Here is a 15,455-nt window from a genome sequence, read left to right as displayed (position 1 = left end):
GAATGGTGAGGAAACCGTCAAGACGAGGAGACGAACACATGTCCTACCCGGAGAAGGTCTACTTCGGAGCGACCGGCGAGGTCAGCGCGCACTTCCGCCCGGCGGGCACCCCGCCCGACACCGGCCGCGAGGGCGACGGCATCCACTACCTCGCGACCACCGAGACCACGCGCGGCGAGTTCGGCCTGTACCGGGTCATGATGAAACCCCAGGCAGGCGGACCCAAGACGCACTTCCACCGCACGATCTCCGAGTCGTTCTTCATCCTCAGCGGCACGGTGCGCCTCTACAACGGCGACCAGTGGATCGAGGCGGAGGCGGGCGACTTCCTGCACGTGCCGCAGGGCGGGTTGCACGCCTTCCGCAACGACGCCGACGCACCGGCCGAGATGCTGCTGCTGTTCACGCCCGGTGCGCCGCGCGAGGAGTACTTCGAGCGGCTCGGCCAGGTCGCGGCGGAGGATCGCGCCGCGTTCCTGGACAAGCACGACTCGTACTTCGTGGAGGACTAAGCCTCCACCGCGATGGCCGACGCCGGGCACACCGCCGCCGCGTGCCGGACGTCGGCCAGTCGCTCCGCCGGCGGGCTCGCGTCCAGCAGGTCGACGAGACCGTCGTCGTCTCGCTGGTCGAACACGTCGTCCGCGGCCAGCACGCACTGCCCGGCCCCGACGCACTTGCCCTGGTCCACCACGATGTTCACGCCGACCTCCAGGTGATGGGCAGCTCGGCCACGCCACCGGTGAGCGTCGCGCGGACCTGGAGCTGATCGAGTTCCTTGGCCAGCCGCATCTCCGGCAGGCGCTTGGCCAGTGCGGCGAACACCACGCGCAGTTCCGTGCGGGCGAGGGACGCGCCGATGCAGAAGTGCGCGCCGTGGCCGAACCCGAGGTGTGTCCTTTCCGGACGGTCCGGGTTGAACTCCTCGGCGTCCGAGTACACGGTGACGTCGCGGTTGGCCGCGTTGGTCGAGAGGACCAGCGCGTCGCCGGCGCGGATGGTCACACCGGCGAGCTCGACGTCCTCCTTCGCGTACCGCAGCAGGCCGAGGTCGCCGGGGGCGCCGAGGCGCATGACCTCCTCGACCACCGCGTCGACGCGGCCGTCCGGGTCGGCGACGAGGGCGTCCCAGCGCGAACGCTCCGTGAGCAGGAACAGCACACCCAGGCCGATGCGGTTGACCGTGGTCTCGTGGCCCGCGAACAGCAGGCCGACGCACAGCCGGACCATCTCCACGTAGTCGAACGACGGATCTTCGGCCTGTGCGCGCACGAGATCGGAGATCACGTCCTCGCCGAGATCCCCGCGCTTGCCCTCGACGAGCCCGACCATGTAGCGGAAGAACTCCTCGCGGGCCGCGTGCGCCTCCTCGCCGATCTCGGTGCTCGCCATGCGCTCGGACAGCGACGCGAACAGTTCGTTGTCCTCCTCCGGCACGCCGAGCAACCCGCAGATCATCGCGACGGGCAACGGGAACGCGAGTCCGTGGTGCAGGTCGACCACGCCGGTCTTCTCGTGCTCGGCGATCAGCTGGTCGAGGCAGGTGTCGACGAGCCTCTCCATGTTCTCGCCGAGCATCCGCATCCGCTTGGCCGAGAACGCCGGCGTGAGCAGGCGGCGCATGCGCGTGTGGTCGGCCTCCTCGGTCGCGTACTCGCCGGTCGGGCCGTCCTGGACGGCGGAGGTCGAGATGCGGGAGGCCTTGTCCGGTTCCGGGTGGGAACGGCCGAAGCGCTTGTCGCCCAGCAGGAGGCGGACCTCCTCGTAGCGCGTCACGAGCCAGGCGGGGTCACCCGCGGGCGTCGTCACGGGCGCGATCGGTGCCTCTCGTCGCAGCACCTCGTAGAGCGGAGCGAGATCGAGGACGTTCGGCCTGGCCAACGGCAGCTTCAGGCGCTCTGCGTCAATGCTCATGCACCGACCGTAGCGCTTAATGGCAGATGGTGCCAATAAAGATCCGGACGGGTGACGTGCTTGAATCACCCGATGACGGACGTTGCGACAGAAAAGCCTCGCCGGGGCCGGCCGCCGGTCAGCGACGAGCAACGTCAGCGTCAGCGCCTCGACCTCTCCCGTCACGCGGTCCGGCTGTTCGCCGAACAGGGCGTCGCCGCCACGTCGGGGGAGCAGATCGCGCACGCCGCGGGCGTCTCCGAACGCACCTTCTGGCGCTACTTCCCGCAGAAGGAGAGCTGCGTCGAACCGCTGCTCACCAAGATGGTCGACGCCTTCTGCGCGGTGGTCCGCGGCTGGCCGCGCGAACTCGAACTGATCGACCACCTGCGCGAGGCCTACAGCCCGCTGCTGGACGCGGCGTCCGACGAGGACATTGAAGCCGTCCTCGCCGTCGTACGGCTCACCCACGGCGAACGGGCGTTGCGCGCCGCCTACCTGATGCTGCGCGAACGAGCAGAAGACGCGCTCGCGGAGGTGCTGGCCGAACGGATGGGCCGCCCCGCGGCGTCGATCGACGTCCGGGTGCAGGCCGCGGCCATGAGCGCGGTCCTCAAGGTCGCCACCGACGAGGTGGCCAGGGCTGCCGCCCACGGCATCACCGGGGAGACGCTGGAGCGCCATCGCGAGCAGATCGCCGCAGCGTTGCGCGGGTTGCCGCAGGTGCTTTAGAGGCTCAGGCTCGACAGCGCGATGATGAACGTCACGAGCAGCGCGAACACGATCAGCACACCGACTGCGCCCGCGACCAGCAGGCCCGATCCGGCGGAACGCCACGGGGCGGGCGCGGCCGCCTTCACCACGCCGCCCACGACCAGCGAGCCGAGCGCGATCCAGACGAACGAGTAGGCGTACTCGCCGCCCTGCCAGTCGAGCGACCGCATCGCGTCTGTCAGGAAGGCGGTGAAGGTCAGCACGAGCAGGACGGCGGTGGTGGCGAACCCGGCCAGTGCGGCGAGGCGGCCACGGTCGATTTCGGTCACACGTCGAGAGTGCCGCTACCGGTAGGAGGCGGCATCGGTACAACTACTCACCCGCGACCAGCGCTTCGACCCGTTTGCGCAGTGCGTGCGCCACCGAGTCGAAGCCGTTCTTCACATACTCCTTCTGAGCTGCGAAGACGGCGTCCGCGTACTTGCCGGTGAACGTCTCGAAGGTCCGGTAGCTGCACCTGCCGTCCGACAACGGCGTGATCAGCTGGTCGCGCACCCCGAGCAGCCCCGGGAACGTGTCCCCGGTGTCGTAGCGCAGCAGCCGGGGCGGCTCCACGACGCGGATGTACTCGCGGCTCACCCACGTGCCGTCGCTGCCGTCGGGCTTGGGCAGGGTCAGGTCGATCGGCGAGTCGACGACCAGCGTCGTGGCGACCGCGAGCGTGTAGGGATTCCACTGTGGATAGTGCGGGTAGTCGAGCAGCACGTCCCACACGAACGCGGCGGGTGCCTCGATCTCCACGACCACGGACTCGATCAGGTGTTCGCTCATGCCGGCATGTACTCCCCGCCGTTGACGTCGAGCACGGCACCGGTGACCTCGGAAGCGTGGCGCGACAACAGGTACAGGACCGCTCCGGCGCAGGCGTCGTCGGTCGGGATGCGCCCCAGCGGGTTGCGGGCGGCGATCTCGTCGTAGACGTCCTGTTCGGTCATCCCGCGCGCCTCGGCGGTGAACTTGAGGTAGAAGCGCACGCCCGGTCCGTCGAGCCAGCCCATCACGGCCTGGTTCGCGCGGATGCCGTGCTCGCCCAGTTCCAGTGCCAGGAACTGGGTCGCGGTCGCCATCGCGGCCTTCGCCACGGCGTAGCCACCCTCGCCGCGCATCGGTTTGCGGGTCGTCATCGTGCCGACGTTCACGATCGAGCCGCGCCCGGCGGCCTTCATGTGCGGCACCACCTCGCGCGTCACGTTCAGCGCGCCGAACAGGATGATGTCCATCGACCGGCGGACCGCCTTCTCCGGCGTCTCCAGCAGGTCGAACCAGCCGGGGTGCCCGAACGCCGAGTTCACCAGGCCCGTGATCCTGCCGAACCGCTCGACGGCCGTCTCGACCAGCCGTGCCACCTCGTCGGGCCTGCGCACGTCGCACTGCACGCCGACGGCCTCACCACCGGCGGCGGCGATGTCCTTCTCGGCCTGCTTCATCACGTCGGCGGACCGGGCGGCCATCACGACCTTCGCGCCCTCGGCCGCGGCGCGGACGGCGAGCTTCGAGCCCAGGCCGGGGCCGACGCCGGTGATGACCACGACCTCGTCTTGCAGCATCACAGGTAGACCTCCGAGTAGAAGGCGAAGTCACGGCCCAGCTGGTCCTCGGAGAGCCCGAAGTCCTGTGGTGTATAGGAATGCGAGCCGTGCCGTTCGGTGCGGTTCTGCTCCAGGTAGGCCTCGAACGCCGCGGTGTCGGCGGGACCGGCGGGCAGGCCCAGCGCGCCCAGCACCTGGCGCGCGACCTCGAGCGGTGTGCTGACGGTGTCGGCGAACCGCACGTCCACGAACCGGTCGGGGCGCGCGGACCGGGCGGCGGCGAAGCCCCGCAACGTCGTGGCGAACCTGCGGGACCAGTACTGTCCGATGTGGACCGGATCGACGTTCTCGCTGTACTGCGAGGACATGGCGCGCACCATCGACGCGTACGACGGCACGGCGCTGACCGGCGACCGGTGCGTCATCACGATCTTGCAGTCGGGGAACTCGTCCAGCACGGTGTCGACCGCGGTCAGGTGGTGCGGCGACTTCAGCACCCACGGCAGCGAGCGCGCGGTGTTCTGCCACTGCAACACCTGCAGCCACTCGCGCAGCTCGCGGTAGGCCGGGCGTTGATCGGCGGACCGCAACCAGTCGCCGTAGGAGGGCACCCGGTAGAACGAGTCGAAGCTCATCGACACGAACGTCCGGTCCAGCAGGATCACGTCCTCCTCCGGCCCGTCCCACACCACGGTGTGCAGGTCGCCGAAGTCGGGGGAGAGCTGCGAGAACATCTGCATGCGTTCCCGCGCACGCCGTTTGCGCTGCTCGGCGTCCGGGCCTTCGCCGGGGAACGGCAGCGGGTACGCGACCTCCCACGACAGCGTGGACGTCACCTGCGGCGAGGCGGCGAGAAGCCGGTGCAGCAACGTCGAACCGGTGCGCGGCAGACCGCAGATCTCCGCGGCCACGCGCACTTCGACGTCGAGCACCTCGGGATTCGCCTGTTGCAACGCGCGCAGCCTGAGCCGGTCGGAGAGCAGTGCCGTCAGCCGGTGCTTGGTCAGCTCGAAACCCAGTGGGGACAGGGCGGCCTCGGTGTTGAGGCTGCGCACGAGCACGTCCAGCGGCTCGCGGAACCAGTCGTCACCGAAGTCGGACAGTCCGGTCTTGGCGGAGGCCTTCTCCAGCAGCTCTCCGACGTTCAGCGCGGTCGTGACCGTCATCGGACCTCCTCCAGGGGCACCACGCGGCACTTCGGGATCGGGTGTTCGGACGCGCCGAGCCAGCGCAGCAACGCGGTGCCCGAGCTGTGGCCGCAGGTGTCGATCCAGTTGCCCGTGCCGGGGTCCTCGGCGGCCACCACGATCGTCAACCGGCCGTCCCGCACCGACGCGGTGTGCTTGTTGACGGTGATCCTGCGACGGTGGTCGAGGGACTCCATCCACCAGTTGTCGAGCTGGAAGTTCCAGTACGGGCAGTCCGGCACCTCGGTCTCGATCACCCACGCCTCACCGGGCTGCAGCACCCAGTACCCGTGCAGGTAGAAGATCTCCGGATCGCCACCCGCCCGCTGGAACATCTCCTGGCCGAAGTCGGGCAGCTCGTTGGGGCGCGCCATGAACGTGCGCGTCCAGTGCGCGAACGTGGCCGCGGTGCCGTGCACCGACAAAGCCGCCCGCTGCAAGGCTTTCGCGAGGAACTCGGGTGTCAGCGCGGCGGGTTCGGCCGGTCCGCCGACCTGCTCGACGTGCCACCGTCCGGGAGTCTCGGTCGTGCGGTCGAGGTAGGTCTGGCGCACCACGAGACCGGTGGAGTCGGGAGCGAGCGGCAACCAGTTCCCCGGCTGGGGTTCTGCGCTCGCGATGATCTCCACCGTGCCGTCCGGGGCGATCGTCAGGTCGGCGTCGCTCAGCTCGCCGGTCGACGCCATCGTGCCGTCCTTGGCGTACCGGTTGGCCTTCGACCCGATGCTGAAGTACGCGATGGTGCCGCGCGTGCCGGTGATCCGGTACGTCCGGTCGCCGCGGACGTTCGCGGACAGGTAGACGTTGTCGGGGTTGTCCGCGCCGATCTTCACGAGGTCGAGCTCGTGGAAGCGCGGGAAGTCGGGATCGGCGTTGTCCAGACAGGAGTACAGCATCTCGCGCGTCAGCCGGGCGAGGTACCGGTAGCCCTCCGCGCGGTCGAGCGGGGTGTCCGGCGCCCCGTCGGACAGCACCACCTCGCCGGCCTTCTCCAACGCCCGGCAGAACTGCGACCACGCCTCGTCCGGCACTGAACGCCTCCCGAATCTAGAACGTGTTCTAGATGAACGTACACGATTTTGGACAACGTTCAACAGACGCCGAGCGCACGAAGCCGCTGGAGCACGACCTCGGCGGCGGCCTGCGGTCGCAACGCCGTGGTGTCGAGCCTGATCTCGGGGTCGAGAGGTGGTTCGTAGGGCGAGTCGATGCCGGTGAAGTTCGCCAGCTCACCACTGCGAGCCTTGCGGTACAGACCTTTCGGGTCCCGCTGCTCCGCCACCGCCAGCGGTGTGTCGACGAAGACCTCGCAGAACTCGCCCTCGCCGACGAGGTCCCGCGCGAGCGCCCGCTCGGCCCGGAACGGCGAGATGAACGAGACCAGCACGATCAGCCCGGCGTCCACCATCAACGCGGCGACCTCGGCGATGCGCCGGATGTTCTCGACACGATCCGCGTCGGTGAACCCGAGGTCGGAGTTGAGTCCGTGCCGCACGTTGTCGCCGTCGAGCAGGAACGTGTGCCGGCCCTCGGCGTGCAGCGCCTTCTCGACCAGGTCCGCGATCGTCGACTTGCCGGCCCCCGACAACCCGGTCAGCCAGACCACGCACGGCCGGTGCCCGTTGCGCGCGATCCTGGCCCGCTTGTCGACGGTGAGCGCCTGCCAGCGCACGTTCGAGGGACTCAGCGCGAAGTCGATCATCCCGGCCCCGACCGTGGCGTTGGACAGCCGGTCGAGCACGATGAACGACCCGAGGTCGCGGTTGGCCCGGTAGCTCTCGAACGGCACGGGCGCGTCGAAGTGCACGTTGTCGACGCCGATCTCGTTGAGCCGCAATGCCTTGGACGCGGTGAAGCCGACGGTGTGCGCGCCGATCTTGGCCAGGTACTGGCGTCCGGGCAGCAGTCCGGTCTCGTTCAGCCAGACCAGCTTCGCCTGGAACGAGTCCGCCGCGGTGGGTGGGTCGTCCGCGGAGCCCAGCACGTCGCCCCGGCTGGCGTCGACGTCGTCCGCCAGCACGACGGTGACCGACTGGCCGGTCGGGGCCACGTCGAGGTCGCCGTCCATGGTGACGATGCGGGCGATCCTGGTGGTGACGTTGCCGAGACGGACCGTCTCGTCTCGTTTCAGGTTGCCCGCCAGCACCCGCCCGGACAGGCCCCGGAAGGTCGCGTCCGGCCTGTTCACCCACTGCACGAGGAAACGAGACGAGACGTCTCGTCTCGGAGCAACCTGGACCGACTCCAGCCACTGCAACAGGGTCGGCCCGTCGTACCAGGGCGTGAGCTCACTGCGCCCCACCACGTTGACACCCTCGGTCGCGGACATCGGCACGCACGTGACCTCGTCGAACTCCAGCTCGCCCGCGAACTCCGCGAATGACGACACGACCGAGTCGTACGCCTCCCGCGAGTAGCCGAGGAGGTCGAGCTTGTTCACCGCCAGCGCCACCTGCCGGATCCCCAGCAACGACGCGATCCGCGCGTGCAGCCGAGTCTGCGCGAGCACACCCTTGCGCGCGTCGAGCAGCAGAACCGCCGCATCCGCCGTGGAAGCCCCCGTGACCATGTTGCGCGTGTACTGCTCATGCCCCGGTGTGTCCGCGACGATGAACCGCCGCGCCTCGGTGGCGAAGAACCGGTACGCCACATCGATCGTGATGCCCTGCTCGCGTTCGGCGGCCAGCCCGTCCACCAGCAACGCGAAGTCCAGCTCGCCGCCCCGAGTGCCGACCCGGCGCGAGTCCGCCTCCAACGCCGCCAGGTGATCGGCGTAGAGCAGCTTCGACTCGTACAGCAGCCGGCCGATCAGCGTGCTCTTGCCGTCGTCCACGCTGCCGCAGGTGATGAACCGCAGAAGTTCCATCAGAAGTACCCCTCCCGCTTCTTGCGCTCCATCGACCCGCTCTGGTCGTGGTCGATCACCCGGCCCTGCCGTTCCGACGTCGTCGCGGCCCGCATCTCCTCGACGATCTCCGGCACGGTTCGCGCCGAACTGCGCACCGCGCCCGTCAGCGGGTAGCAGCCGAGCGTTCGGAAGCGGACCAGTTCCCGCCGCGGTTTCTCGGTCAGCGGCATCCGGTCGTCGTCGACCATGATCAGCGCGCCGTCACGGTCGACCACCGGTCGTGGAGCCGCGAAGTACAGCGGCACCACGGGGATCCGCTCGCGTTCGACGTAGCGCCAGACGTCCAGCTCGGTCCAGTTCGACAGCGGGAACACCCTGATGCTCTCGCCGGGCGCGACCCGCGTGTTGTAGAGCCGCCACAGTTCGGGGCGCTGGTTCTTCGGGTCCCACTGGTGTTGCGCGGTGCGGAACGAGAACACCCTTTCCTTGGCGCGTGAGGCTTCCTCGTCACGTCGTGCGCCGCCGAACGCGACGTCGAACCGGTGCTCGTCCAGTGCTTGGCGCAGGCCCTGGGTCTTCCACAGGTCGGTGTGGCGCGCGGAGCCGTGGTCGAACGGGTTGATGCCCGCGGCCACGCAGTCCGGGTTGCGGTGCACGATCAGGTCGAGGCCCAGGGAGGCGACCGTGGAGTCGCGGAACGCGATCATTTCGCGGAACTTCCACGTCGTGTCGACGTGCAGCAGCGGGAACGGTGGCTTCGACGGGTAGAAAGCCTTGCGCGCCAAGTGGAGGAGAACCGAGCTGTCCTTGCCGATCGAGTACAGCAGCACCGGGCGCTCGCTCTCCGCCACGGCCTCGCGGAAGATGTCGATGCTGTCGGACTCCAGCTGGTCGAGGTGGTTCACGTGAGCACCCCCGCGAGTTCCGGACGACAGATCAGCAGGTCGGGCAGCCACGGATCGGGCTGGTTGTAGACGAGCGGGCGGCCGTCGGCGCGGGAGGCGTGCAGGCCGGCCGCGCGGGCCACGTAGACGGGCGCGGCGGAGTCCCACTCGTACATGCCGCCCGCGTGCAGGTAGGCGTCCGCGTCACCGCGCACCACGGCCATCGTCTTCGCGCCCGCGCTGCCCATCGGCACCAGCACCGCGCCCAGTTCCTCGGCGACCCGCTGGGCGAACGCGGGGGGACGGGTGCGGCTGACCACGATCCTGGGGCGGCGGTGGGACGCTCGCGCAGCCGGGAGCAACGCGGGCACCGCGACCGCTCCGGCCACGAGGTCACCGCGTTCCCACAGGGCCACGTGCACGGCCCAGTCGGTGCGGCCGGGTTCGGCGTACTCGCGGCTGCCGTCCAGCGGGTCGATGATCCACACCCGGTCGGCGGTCAGCCTGCGCGGATCGTCCGGCGCCTCCTCGGACAGCACCGCGTCGTCCGGCCGGTGCTCGTCCAGTTGCGCGGCGAGGAAGAGCTGCGCGACGTGGTCACCGTCGCCCGGCCTGACGCTCACCAGCAACCGGCCCGTCTCGGTGGCCAACCGTCTTGCCAGTTCCGCATCGGTCTCCGCCATGCACCCGAGCGTAGCGAGCAAACCGAACAACGTTCAATATGCTTCTGAACGTTGTTCAAGTTAGGCTGAACGGCGTGAGCACCGAGCAAACGGCCTGGGGTGACGCGGAGGGCAGGCGGCGCGACATCCTGTCGTCCGCCGAACTGATCCTCGAACAGCAGGGCTACGCGGGCCTGACCATGCGGGCGATCGCGGTCGGCGCGGGCGTCAGCTCCGGCACCGTGTACCAGTACTTCTCCGGCAAGGAGGACGTCTTCGCGGCGCTGATGGAACGGCGCTTGGACGAGCTCCAACGCACCCTCGCCCAGGTGGACCGCGGTCTGGGCGTCGCGGGTGTGCTCAGGGAGATCGAGCCGCAGATCACCGACCTCTGGCGGCGGTTCGGGCGGTCAGCGGCGCAGTGGGAGGCCAAGGTGCTCTCCGGCGGCCGCCGGGGCAAGGAGGTGGCGAACTCGGCCCAGGACTACCGCAAGACCCTGAAGGCGCTCGCGAAGGCGTTGCGCGAGACCGCCGAGGCCTCCGGGCAGCGGCTGATCGACGATCCCGCGCTGCCGCACTGGGTCTGGGACTCGCTGATCGGCCTCGCGGACGACCTGCTGCTGCAGGGCGCGCGGATCAACCGGGTCAAGCCGGCTCAGCTGATCGAGTTCGCCACCGGCGCGATCGAACGCGGGATCATCGCCCGCTGATCGGCTGGTCGTAGCGGCGCCGGATGCTCGTGCCGAGGATGCTGACGTCGGCGCCGTAGACGTGGATCGAGATCGCCACGGAGCTGGAGCTGTTGCACACCTTGTGGATGTCGCCCGGCGGCACCAGGTAGGAGGCCACGCCTTCCGGGGTCTTGTTGACGCGCAACGGGATCAGCCGATCGCCGCGCAGCCGGTAGGTGGTCTCTTCCTCCTCGCCGACGTACGTGCCGACGACGCACCACGAGACGTGGTCGTGGATGCAGGTCTCCTGGCCGGGCAGCCAGACCAGCGCGACGACCGAGAAGCTCCCGTCCGGCTCGACGTGCAGGACGTGCTGGCGGTAGGCGTTCGGGTCGGGCTCCCGGTGCGCGGCGCTGAGCAGGAACGGGTCGGTGAGGTGGCCTTCGAGGGTCCTCGACACGCGCGCCGCGACGGTCGCTTCGCCGCCACCGGGGGTGATGGCGGCCCGGAGCGAGCCCACCAGAAGCGTGGCCGTGGGGGAGAGCAGGCTGTGCGTCATGAGCGGGTTCCTCCTTTGAGGAAGGGAGATCAGCCGATCAGCACCGTGCCGGTCAGCACCAGGACGACGATCACCGTGGTCGAGAGCAGGCCCAGCAGCAGCACCGCCGGGCCGGAGCGGATCAGGGAACGCAGGCGCACCGCCGTGCCGAGCGCGAACATGCCCGCCGCCAGCAACACGTTGTCGACGAACGTCGCCGCGGACAGCACGACGTCGGGCAGCAGACCGGTCGCCCGCACCGCCGCCATGGCGAGGAAGCCGACGACGAACAACGGCACGATCGGCGGACGCCGGCCGGAAGTGGGGTACTTGAGGCGTTCGGCGAAGCTCACGGCGGCGAGCATCGGCGCGAGCAGCACGACCCGCGTCAGCTTCACCGCGACGGCGATCGCCAACGCCCCGGCGACGGGTCCGGCGGCGGCCACGACCTGCGCGACCTCGTGCACGCTGCCGCCCGCCCACACCCCGTACTGCGCGGGCGTGAGGCCGGTCAGCGGGAAGAGCGCGGGCAGGCTGAACATCGCGACGGTGCCGAACAGCGTGACCAGGCCGAGAGCCTTCGCCACGTCCTCCTCGTCCTGCTGCCGCACGCTGTTCATCGCGGCCACCGCGGAGGCGCCGCAGATCGAGAACCCGGTCGCGATCAGCAACGACAGACCTTCGCTGACCCCGAGCACCCGCCCGAGCCACCGCGTCACGACGAACGTCACGACCACGGCGACGACCGCGAGGACCAGGATCTCGTACCCGAGCTTGAGCACGTCCTGGAAGACCAGCTTCAGCCCGAGCAGCACCACACCCAGGCGCAGCAGGCGGCGAGCGGCGAGCTTCACACCGGGAGTGACCGACGGCGGCAGCGTCACGACGTTGGCCACGACGGCGCCGAGCAGCACCGCGACGGTGAGCGCGCTGACCGAGGGGTAGAGCCAGGACACGACCATCGCGACCGCGACACCGCCCGCGACCAGCGCGAGACCGGGCACCACCGAGTCGGCCGTGCGCGGAGTCGTCCTGACGATGCCCATGTCACCAACGATGACCAGCGCGGGCTATGTGCAGTAGACGGCTGTTTCTTGGGGGCCTATAAGGCGCACTTATGCGTTGGCCGACGCGGAGATCAGCGCGTCCACGGTCGCGCGCATGATGGGCAGCTTGATGAGGTCCGGCCAGGTGTACAGCGCGGTGAGCCGTTGCGCCGCGGACTCCACCTCGACGGCGGTCAGACCGGGGTGCTGGAGGAACGACAGCAGCAGTCTGGGCACCAGTGCGACGCCCAGACCTGCGGTGACGAGACTCTGGATGGCCAGGTTGTCGTCGGTCGAGCAGGTGATGTCCGGGACGAAGCCGGCCTTGTCGCACGCCTGGTGCAGCGCCCGCTGGCACCGCACACAACCGGCGATCCAGCGTTCCTCAGCCGCCTCGGCCAGTGACACGCGCTCCCGTCCGGCGAGCCGATGCCCCGCGGGCACGAGCAACGCCAGTGGCTCACGCAGCAACGGCACGCTCAGCATGCCGTTGACCGTGGCCTCGTCCTGCGGTTCGTCCAGGTAGCTGAAGCTCAGCACCAGGTCGACCTCACCCCGCCGGAGCAGCGCGAACGAGTCCGGCGGCTCCTCCTCGACCAGCTCGAGCCGCAGTTGAGGCCGTTCCTCGGCGAGGATCGCCGCCGCCGCGGGCACCAGCGACACGTTGGCGCTCGGGAACGCGCAGATCCGGATCGTGCCGATGTCGTGCGTGGCTATCGCGCTGACCTGCTGGTGGGTCGTGGCCAGCTGGTCGAGCAGGTCAGACCCGCGTTCCGCGAGGATCCGGCCGGCCTCGGTGAGGTGCAGGCCCCGGCCCGTGCGCACGAACAGCGGCCCGCCGACCTGCCGTTCCAGCGTCCGCATCTGCTGGCTGACGGCGGGCTGGGTGCAGTGCAGCAGCCGGGCGGCGGCGCTGAACGATCCGGTCCTGGCCACCGTCGCGAAGACCTCTAGCTGGCGGGTGTCGAACATTCCCGCACTGTAGGGGTCACTTGCCGGTGACGAGCGAGTCCAGCGTCGCGCCGTTGTGCTCACCGCAGTGGCGGCGGGAGGCGTCGAGCGTCATCGGCTTCTCCGCCTCGTCGGGTCTGCCGACCTGCCCGAAGAGCCGTCTGAGCAGCTCGACCTGCTCGTCGAGGCCCGCCCGCAGGAAGTCGCCGCAGCTCGACCGGACGGTCAGCCGGTCGTCCGACGGCATGAGGTCCACCGGCCCGAGCACGAACAGGAAAGCGAGGATGATCGCGAGGCCGAACCCGATGACCGCGCCGCTCGCGGAGCTCTTGCGCGGGGCCAGCCAGTTCTGCGCCTGCTCGACGAACGGCTCGGCAGGGGAGAGGTCGGCGTCGATCCAGAACTCGAGGCTGTCGCCGCCGGTCACGTCGAACTGGACGTGCCCGGCGGCGAGCATGATGCGCACTATCTGACTGCGCTCGTACGAACCCGTCCAGAACGGTTCGGGCCGCACGAGCACCAGCCGGTCGGGCAGCAGGAACACGACGTCGCGCTCGCCCCTGGCGAGCCGCTCGGTCTGGCCGGGGCCGACGATCGTGCCTGCCAGCCGTGCCATCACGAGGGCGTGTTCGTGCTCGTCGAGGGCCTCGGCGGCCGACGACCACAGATCGGGTTCCACGTCACTGCTATCGCTGCAGGTGGGGACCAGAGTTAGCCGCGAGCGCCGAGGTTCCTCCGAATGCCGTTCTAGAAGGTCAGCTTCCAGGAGTTGATGTAGCCGGTGTCCTGCGCCGCCACGTCCTTGACCTGCAGTTTCCAGGTGCCGTTCGCGACCTCGCCCGACGCGTTGACCGTGTAGGTCGCCACGACGTTGTCGGCTGAATCACTGCCGGAGTTCTTGAGGCGGAACGCGGTGCCGTCCGGGGCGATCAGGTCGATGACCAGGTCGCCGCGGTAGGTGTGCACGATGTTGACGTCGACCTTGAGCGTGGCCGGGGCGTTGCCCGCGACACCCGAGACCGTGATCGGGCTGGTCACCGCCGCGCCGTTGTCCGGGATGTTCACGTCGGCGGTGTTCTCGAACGAGCCGCCGCCGGGAGGCGTGCCGGTGCCGACCGCGGCCAGCGCGTCGACGCGGCCCTCACCGAAGAAGTTGTTCTTCGCCGTGGTGCCGGCGCAACGGCTGTCGGTGCAGCTCAGGTCGTCCGCCTGGGTGGCCAGCAACGTGCGGAGTTCCGCCGGGGTGGCGGTGGGGTTGGTGGACTTGAGCAGCGCGGCGACGCCCGCGACGTGCGGGGAGGCCATCGACGTGCCGGACTTCGAGCCGTAGCGGCCGCCGGGGACGGTGGAGTAGACGCTGTCACCGGGCGCCGCGATGTGGATCTTGTCGGTGCCGAAGTTGGAGAACGACGACTTGGTGTTCGTCGAGGAGATCGACGCGACGCTGACCACGCCGGCCACCTCGGTCGGGACGCTCAGGCAGGCGTTGGTGACGTTGCGCGTCACGGGAGTGGAGTCGTTCGGGCTGGTCGCGTCACGGGACTTGTTCGCGAGGTTGTAGTTCTCGTTGCCCGCCGCCGCGACGTTGAGCACGCCCTTGCCCTCGGCGTAGGCCACCGCGCGCTTCACGCCTTCGAGGATCGCGTCCTGGTCGGCGTTGTCCGGGCAGTTGAACAGCCACGGGTCGGTGTAGTAGCTGTTGTTGGTCACCTCGAAGCCGCGGTCACCGGAGAAGACCATGGCGCAGATGGTGTTCTCCGCGAAGAACAACCCGCTCGGCTTCTCGGCGATGCGCACCGACGCGATCTTCACGCCGGGAGCGACACCCACCATGCCCTTGTTGTTCTTGGCGGCGGCGATCGTGCCGGCCACGTGCGTGCCGTGCGTGTCGGTGTCACGCCACGAACCCGTACGCGTGTCGAGCTTGCCGTAGGCGCACGACGCGGAGTTGGCCGCGTCGAAGTTCGGTGCGAGGTCGGCGTGCTGGTCGTCGACGCCCGTGTCGAGCACACCGACCGTGACGTTGGACGATCCCGTGGTGACGGCCCACGCCTTGTCGGCGCCGATCTGCGTCATGTCCGAGCGCACCGGCTCGCCGGTGGCAGGCGTCGTCTGAGAAGGATTGGCGGGAATCGGCGGGTTGGCCGACTCGGCGGGGACGTCGGTGGTGCGGGTGGCACCCACCTTCTGCACACCGGACACCGTGCGCATCTTGGTGGCGAAGTCAGCGGCACCAGAGTGCGCGACGATGACACCAATGGCGTCGTAACTCGTCCACACAGTGCCACCGTTGCTGCTCACGGCCGTCGCGGCGCCGGAGGTGGCCCCCGGCGCCGTGATGACCAGATAAGAACGCGTACCCGCGGCAGGCGCCGCCGCGGCGGGGGTGGCCGCCGTCAGCACACCGGCGCCCACGGCCGCGGCGATGACCGCGGTGCGCAGGCGAGATCGTGAACCCAGGAACACGGATTC

18 protein-coding genes are annotated in these 15,455 nt (G+C 69.5%); 3 read left to right on the top strand and 15 right to left on the bottom strand.

Annotated features, from left to right (window positions below; genetic code table 11):
• Positions 1-38: 38 nt before the first annotated feature.
• Positions 39-512: a cupin domain-containing protein gene (locus PV646_RS33335; RefSeq protein ID WP_500346274.1), complete on the top strand. Its 474-nt coding sequence runs from the start codon at positions 39-41 to the stop codon at positions 510-512.
• Here PV646_RS33335 and PV646_RS33330 read toward each other — a convergent pair.
• Positions 509-703 (bottom strand): ferredoxin, encoded by a 195-nt coding sequence (locus PV646_RS33330; RefSeq protein WP_500346273.1) that lies wholly within the window; start codon positions 701-703, stop codon positions 509-511. The genes PV646_RS33335 and PV646_RS33330 overlap by 4 nt on opposite strands.
• The gene (locus PV646_RS33325) at positions 700-1,914 is read right to left on the bottom strand and encodes a cytochrome P450 (RefSeq protein ID WP_500346272.1); all 1,215 of its coding nucleotides are present in this window, start codon (positions 1,912-1,914) and stop codon (positions 700-702) included. Before PV646_RS33325 ends, PV646_RS33330 begins: the two co-directional genes overlap by 4 nt.
• A 72-nt stretch (positions 1,915-1,986) precedes the next feature.
• Between PV646_RS33325 and PV646_RS33320 the strand changes: the two genes are divergently transcribed.
• On the top strand, positions 1,987-2,625 hold the full coding sequence (locus PV646_RS33320) for a TetR family transcriptional regulator (RefSeq protein WP_500346271.1): 639 nt from the start codon (positions 1,987-1,989) through the stop codon (positions 2,623-2,625).
• Here PV646_RS33320 and PV646_RS33315 read toward each other — a convergent pair.
• The 8 genes from PV646_RS33315 to PV646_RS33280 are packed head-to-tail and all read right to left on the bottom strand — an operon-like array spanning position 2,622 to position 9,798.
• Positions 2,622-2,936, bottom strand: coding sequence for a hypothetical protein (locus PV646_RS33315; RefSeq protein ID WP_500346270.1), 315 nt, complete (start codon positions 2,934-2,936; stop codon positions 2,622-2,624). The two genes, PV646_RS33320 and PV646_RS33315, sit on opposite strands and share 4 nt — an antisense overlap.
• Positions 2,937-2,979: 43 nt before the next feature.
• Positions 2,980-3,438, bottom strand: a complete 459-nt coding sequence (locus PV646_RS33310; RefSeq protein ID WP_500346269.1) for an SRPBCC family protein — start codon at positions 3,436-3,438, stop codon at positions 2,980-2,982.
• Entirely contained in the window at positions 3,435-4,214 is a 780-nt protein-coding gene (locus PV646_RS33305; protein WP_500346268.1) for an SDR family oxidoreductase, read from the bottom strand. The genes PV646_RS33310 and PV646_RS33305 overlap by 4 nt, the downstream gene beginning before the upstream one ends.
• Entirely contained in the window at positions 4,214-5,362 is a 1,149-nt protein-coding gene (locus PV646_RS33300; RefSeq protein ID WP_500346267.1) for a sulfotransferase family protein, read from the bottom strand. The genes PV646_RS33305 and PV646_RS33300 overlap by 1 nt, the downstream gene beginning before the upstream one ends.
• Positions 5,359-6,414: a DUF1214 domain-containing protein gene (locus PV646_RS33295; RefSeq protein WP_500346266.1), complete on the bottom strand. Its 1,056-nt coding sequence runs from the start codon at positions 6,412-6,414 to the stop codon at positions 5,359-5,361. Before PV646_RS33295 ends, PV646_RS33300 begins: the two co-directional genes overlap by 4 nt.
• Before the next feature lie 59 nt (positions 6,415-6,473).
• Positions 6,474-8,249 (bottom strand): adenylyl-sulfate kinase, encoded by a 1,776-nt coding sequence (gene cysC, locus PV646_RS33290; RefSeq protein ID WP_500346265.1) that lies wholly within the window; start codon positions 8,247-8,249, stop codon positions 6,474-6,476.
• Positions 8,249-9,136, bottom strand: coding sequence for a sulfate adenylyltransferase subunit CysD (cysD, locus tag PV646_RS33285; RefSeq protein ID WP_500346264.1), 888 nt, complete (start codon positions 9,134-9,136; stop codon positions 8,249-8,251). The genes cysC and cysD overlap by 1 nt, the downstream gene beginning before the upstream one ends.
• The gene (locus PV646_RS33280; protein WP_500346263.1) at positions 9,133-9,798 is read right to left on the bottom strand and encodes a 3'(2'),5'-bisphosphate nucleotidase CysQ; all 666 of its coding nucleotides are present in this window, start codon (positions 9,796-9,798) and stop codon (positions 9,133-9,135) included. Before PV646_RS33280 ends, cysD begins: the two co-directional genes overlap by 4 nt.
• Positions 9,799-9,872: 74 nt before the next feature.
• On the opposite strand from PV646_RS33280, the gene PV646_RS33275 reads away from it, so the two are divergent.
• A complete protein-coding gene (locus PV646_RS33275) occupies positions 9,873-10,487 on the top strand; it encodes a TetR/AcrR family transcriptional regulator (RefSeq protein WP_500346262.1) in 615 nt (204 codons plus the stop codon).
• Here PV646_RS33275 and PV646_RS33270 read toward each other — a convergent pair.
• The 5 genes from PV646_RS33270 to PV646_RS33250 form a co-directional block, all read right to left on the bottom strand.
• Positions 10,474-11,007, bottom strand: coding sequence for a cysteine dioxygenase family protein (locus PV646_RS33270; RefSeq protein ID WP_500346261.1), 534 nt, complete (start codon positions 11,005-11,007; stop codon positions 10,474-10,476). The two genes, PV646_RS33275 and PV646_RS33270, sit on opposite strands and share 14 nt — an antisense overlap.
• 29 nt (positions 11,008-11,036) lie before the next feature.
• Positions 11,037-12,032, bottom strand: coding sequence for a YeiH family protein (locus PV646_RS33265; RefSeq protein ID WP_500346260.1), 996 nt, complete (start codon positions 12,030-12,032; stop codon positions 11,037-11,039).
• Between the two features lie 69 nt (positions 12,033-12,101).
• Positions 12,102-13,004, bottom strand: coding sequence for a LysR family transcriptional regulator (locus PV646_RS33260; protein WP_500346259.1), 903 nt, complete (start codon positions 13,002-13,004; stop codon positions 12,102-12,104).
• A gap of 16 nt (positions 13,005-13,020) precedes the next feature.
• On the bottom strand, positions 13,021-13,662 hold the full coding sequence (locus tag PV646_RS33255) for a hypothetical protein (RefSeq protein WP_500346258.1): 642 nt from the start codon (positions 13,660-13,662) through the stop codon (positions 13,021-13,023).
• A gap of 68 nt (positions 13,663-13,730) precedes the next feature.
• Positions 13,731-15,425 (bottom strand): S8 family peptidase, encoded by a 1,695-nt coding sequence (locus tag PV646_RS33250; RefSeq protein WP_500346516.1) that lies wholly within the window; start codon positions 15,423-15,425, stop codon positions 13,731-13,733.
• Between the last annotated feature and the right edge of the window lie 30 nt (positions 15,426-15,455).

It is taken from the genome of Streptomyces sp. ID05-26A (assembly GCF_033794685.1).
Taxonomy (GTDB): domain Bacteria; phylum Actinomycetota; class Actinomycetes; order Mycobacteriales; family Pseudonocardiaceae; genus Lentzea.
This window is presented reverse-complemented; position numbering and strand designations above follow the sequence as displayed.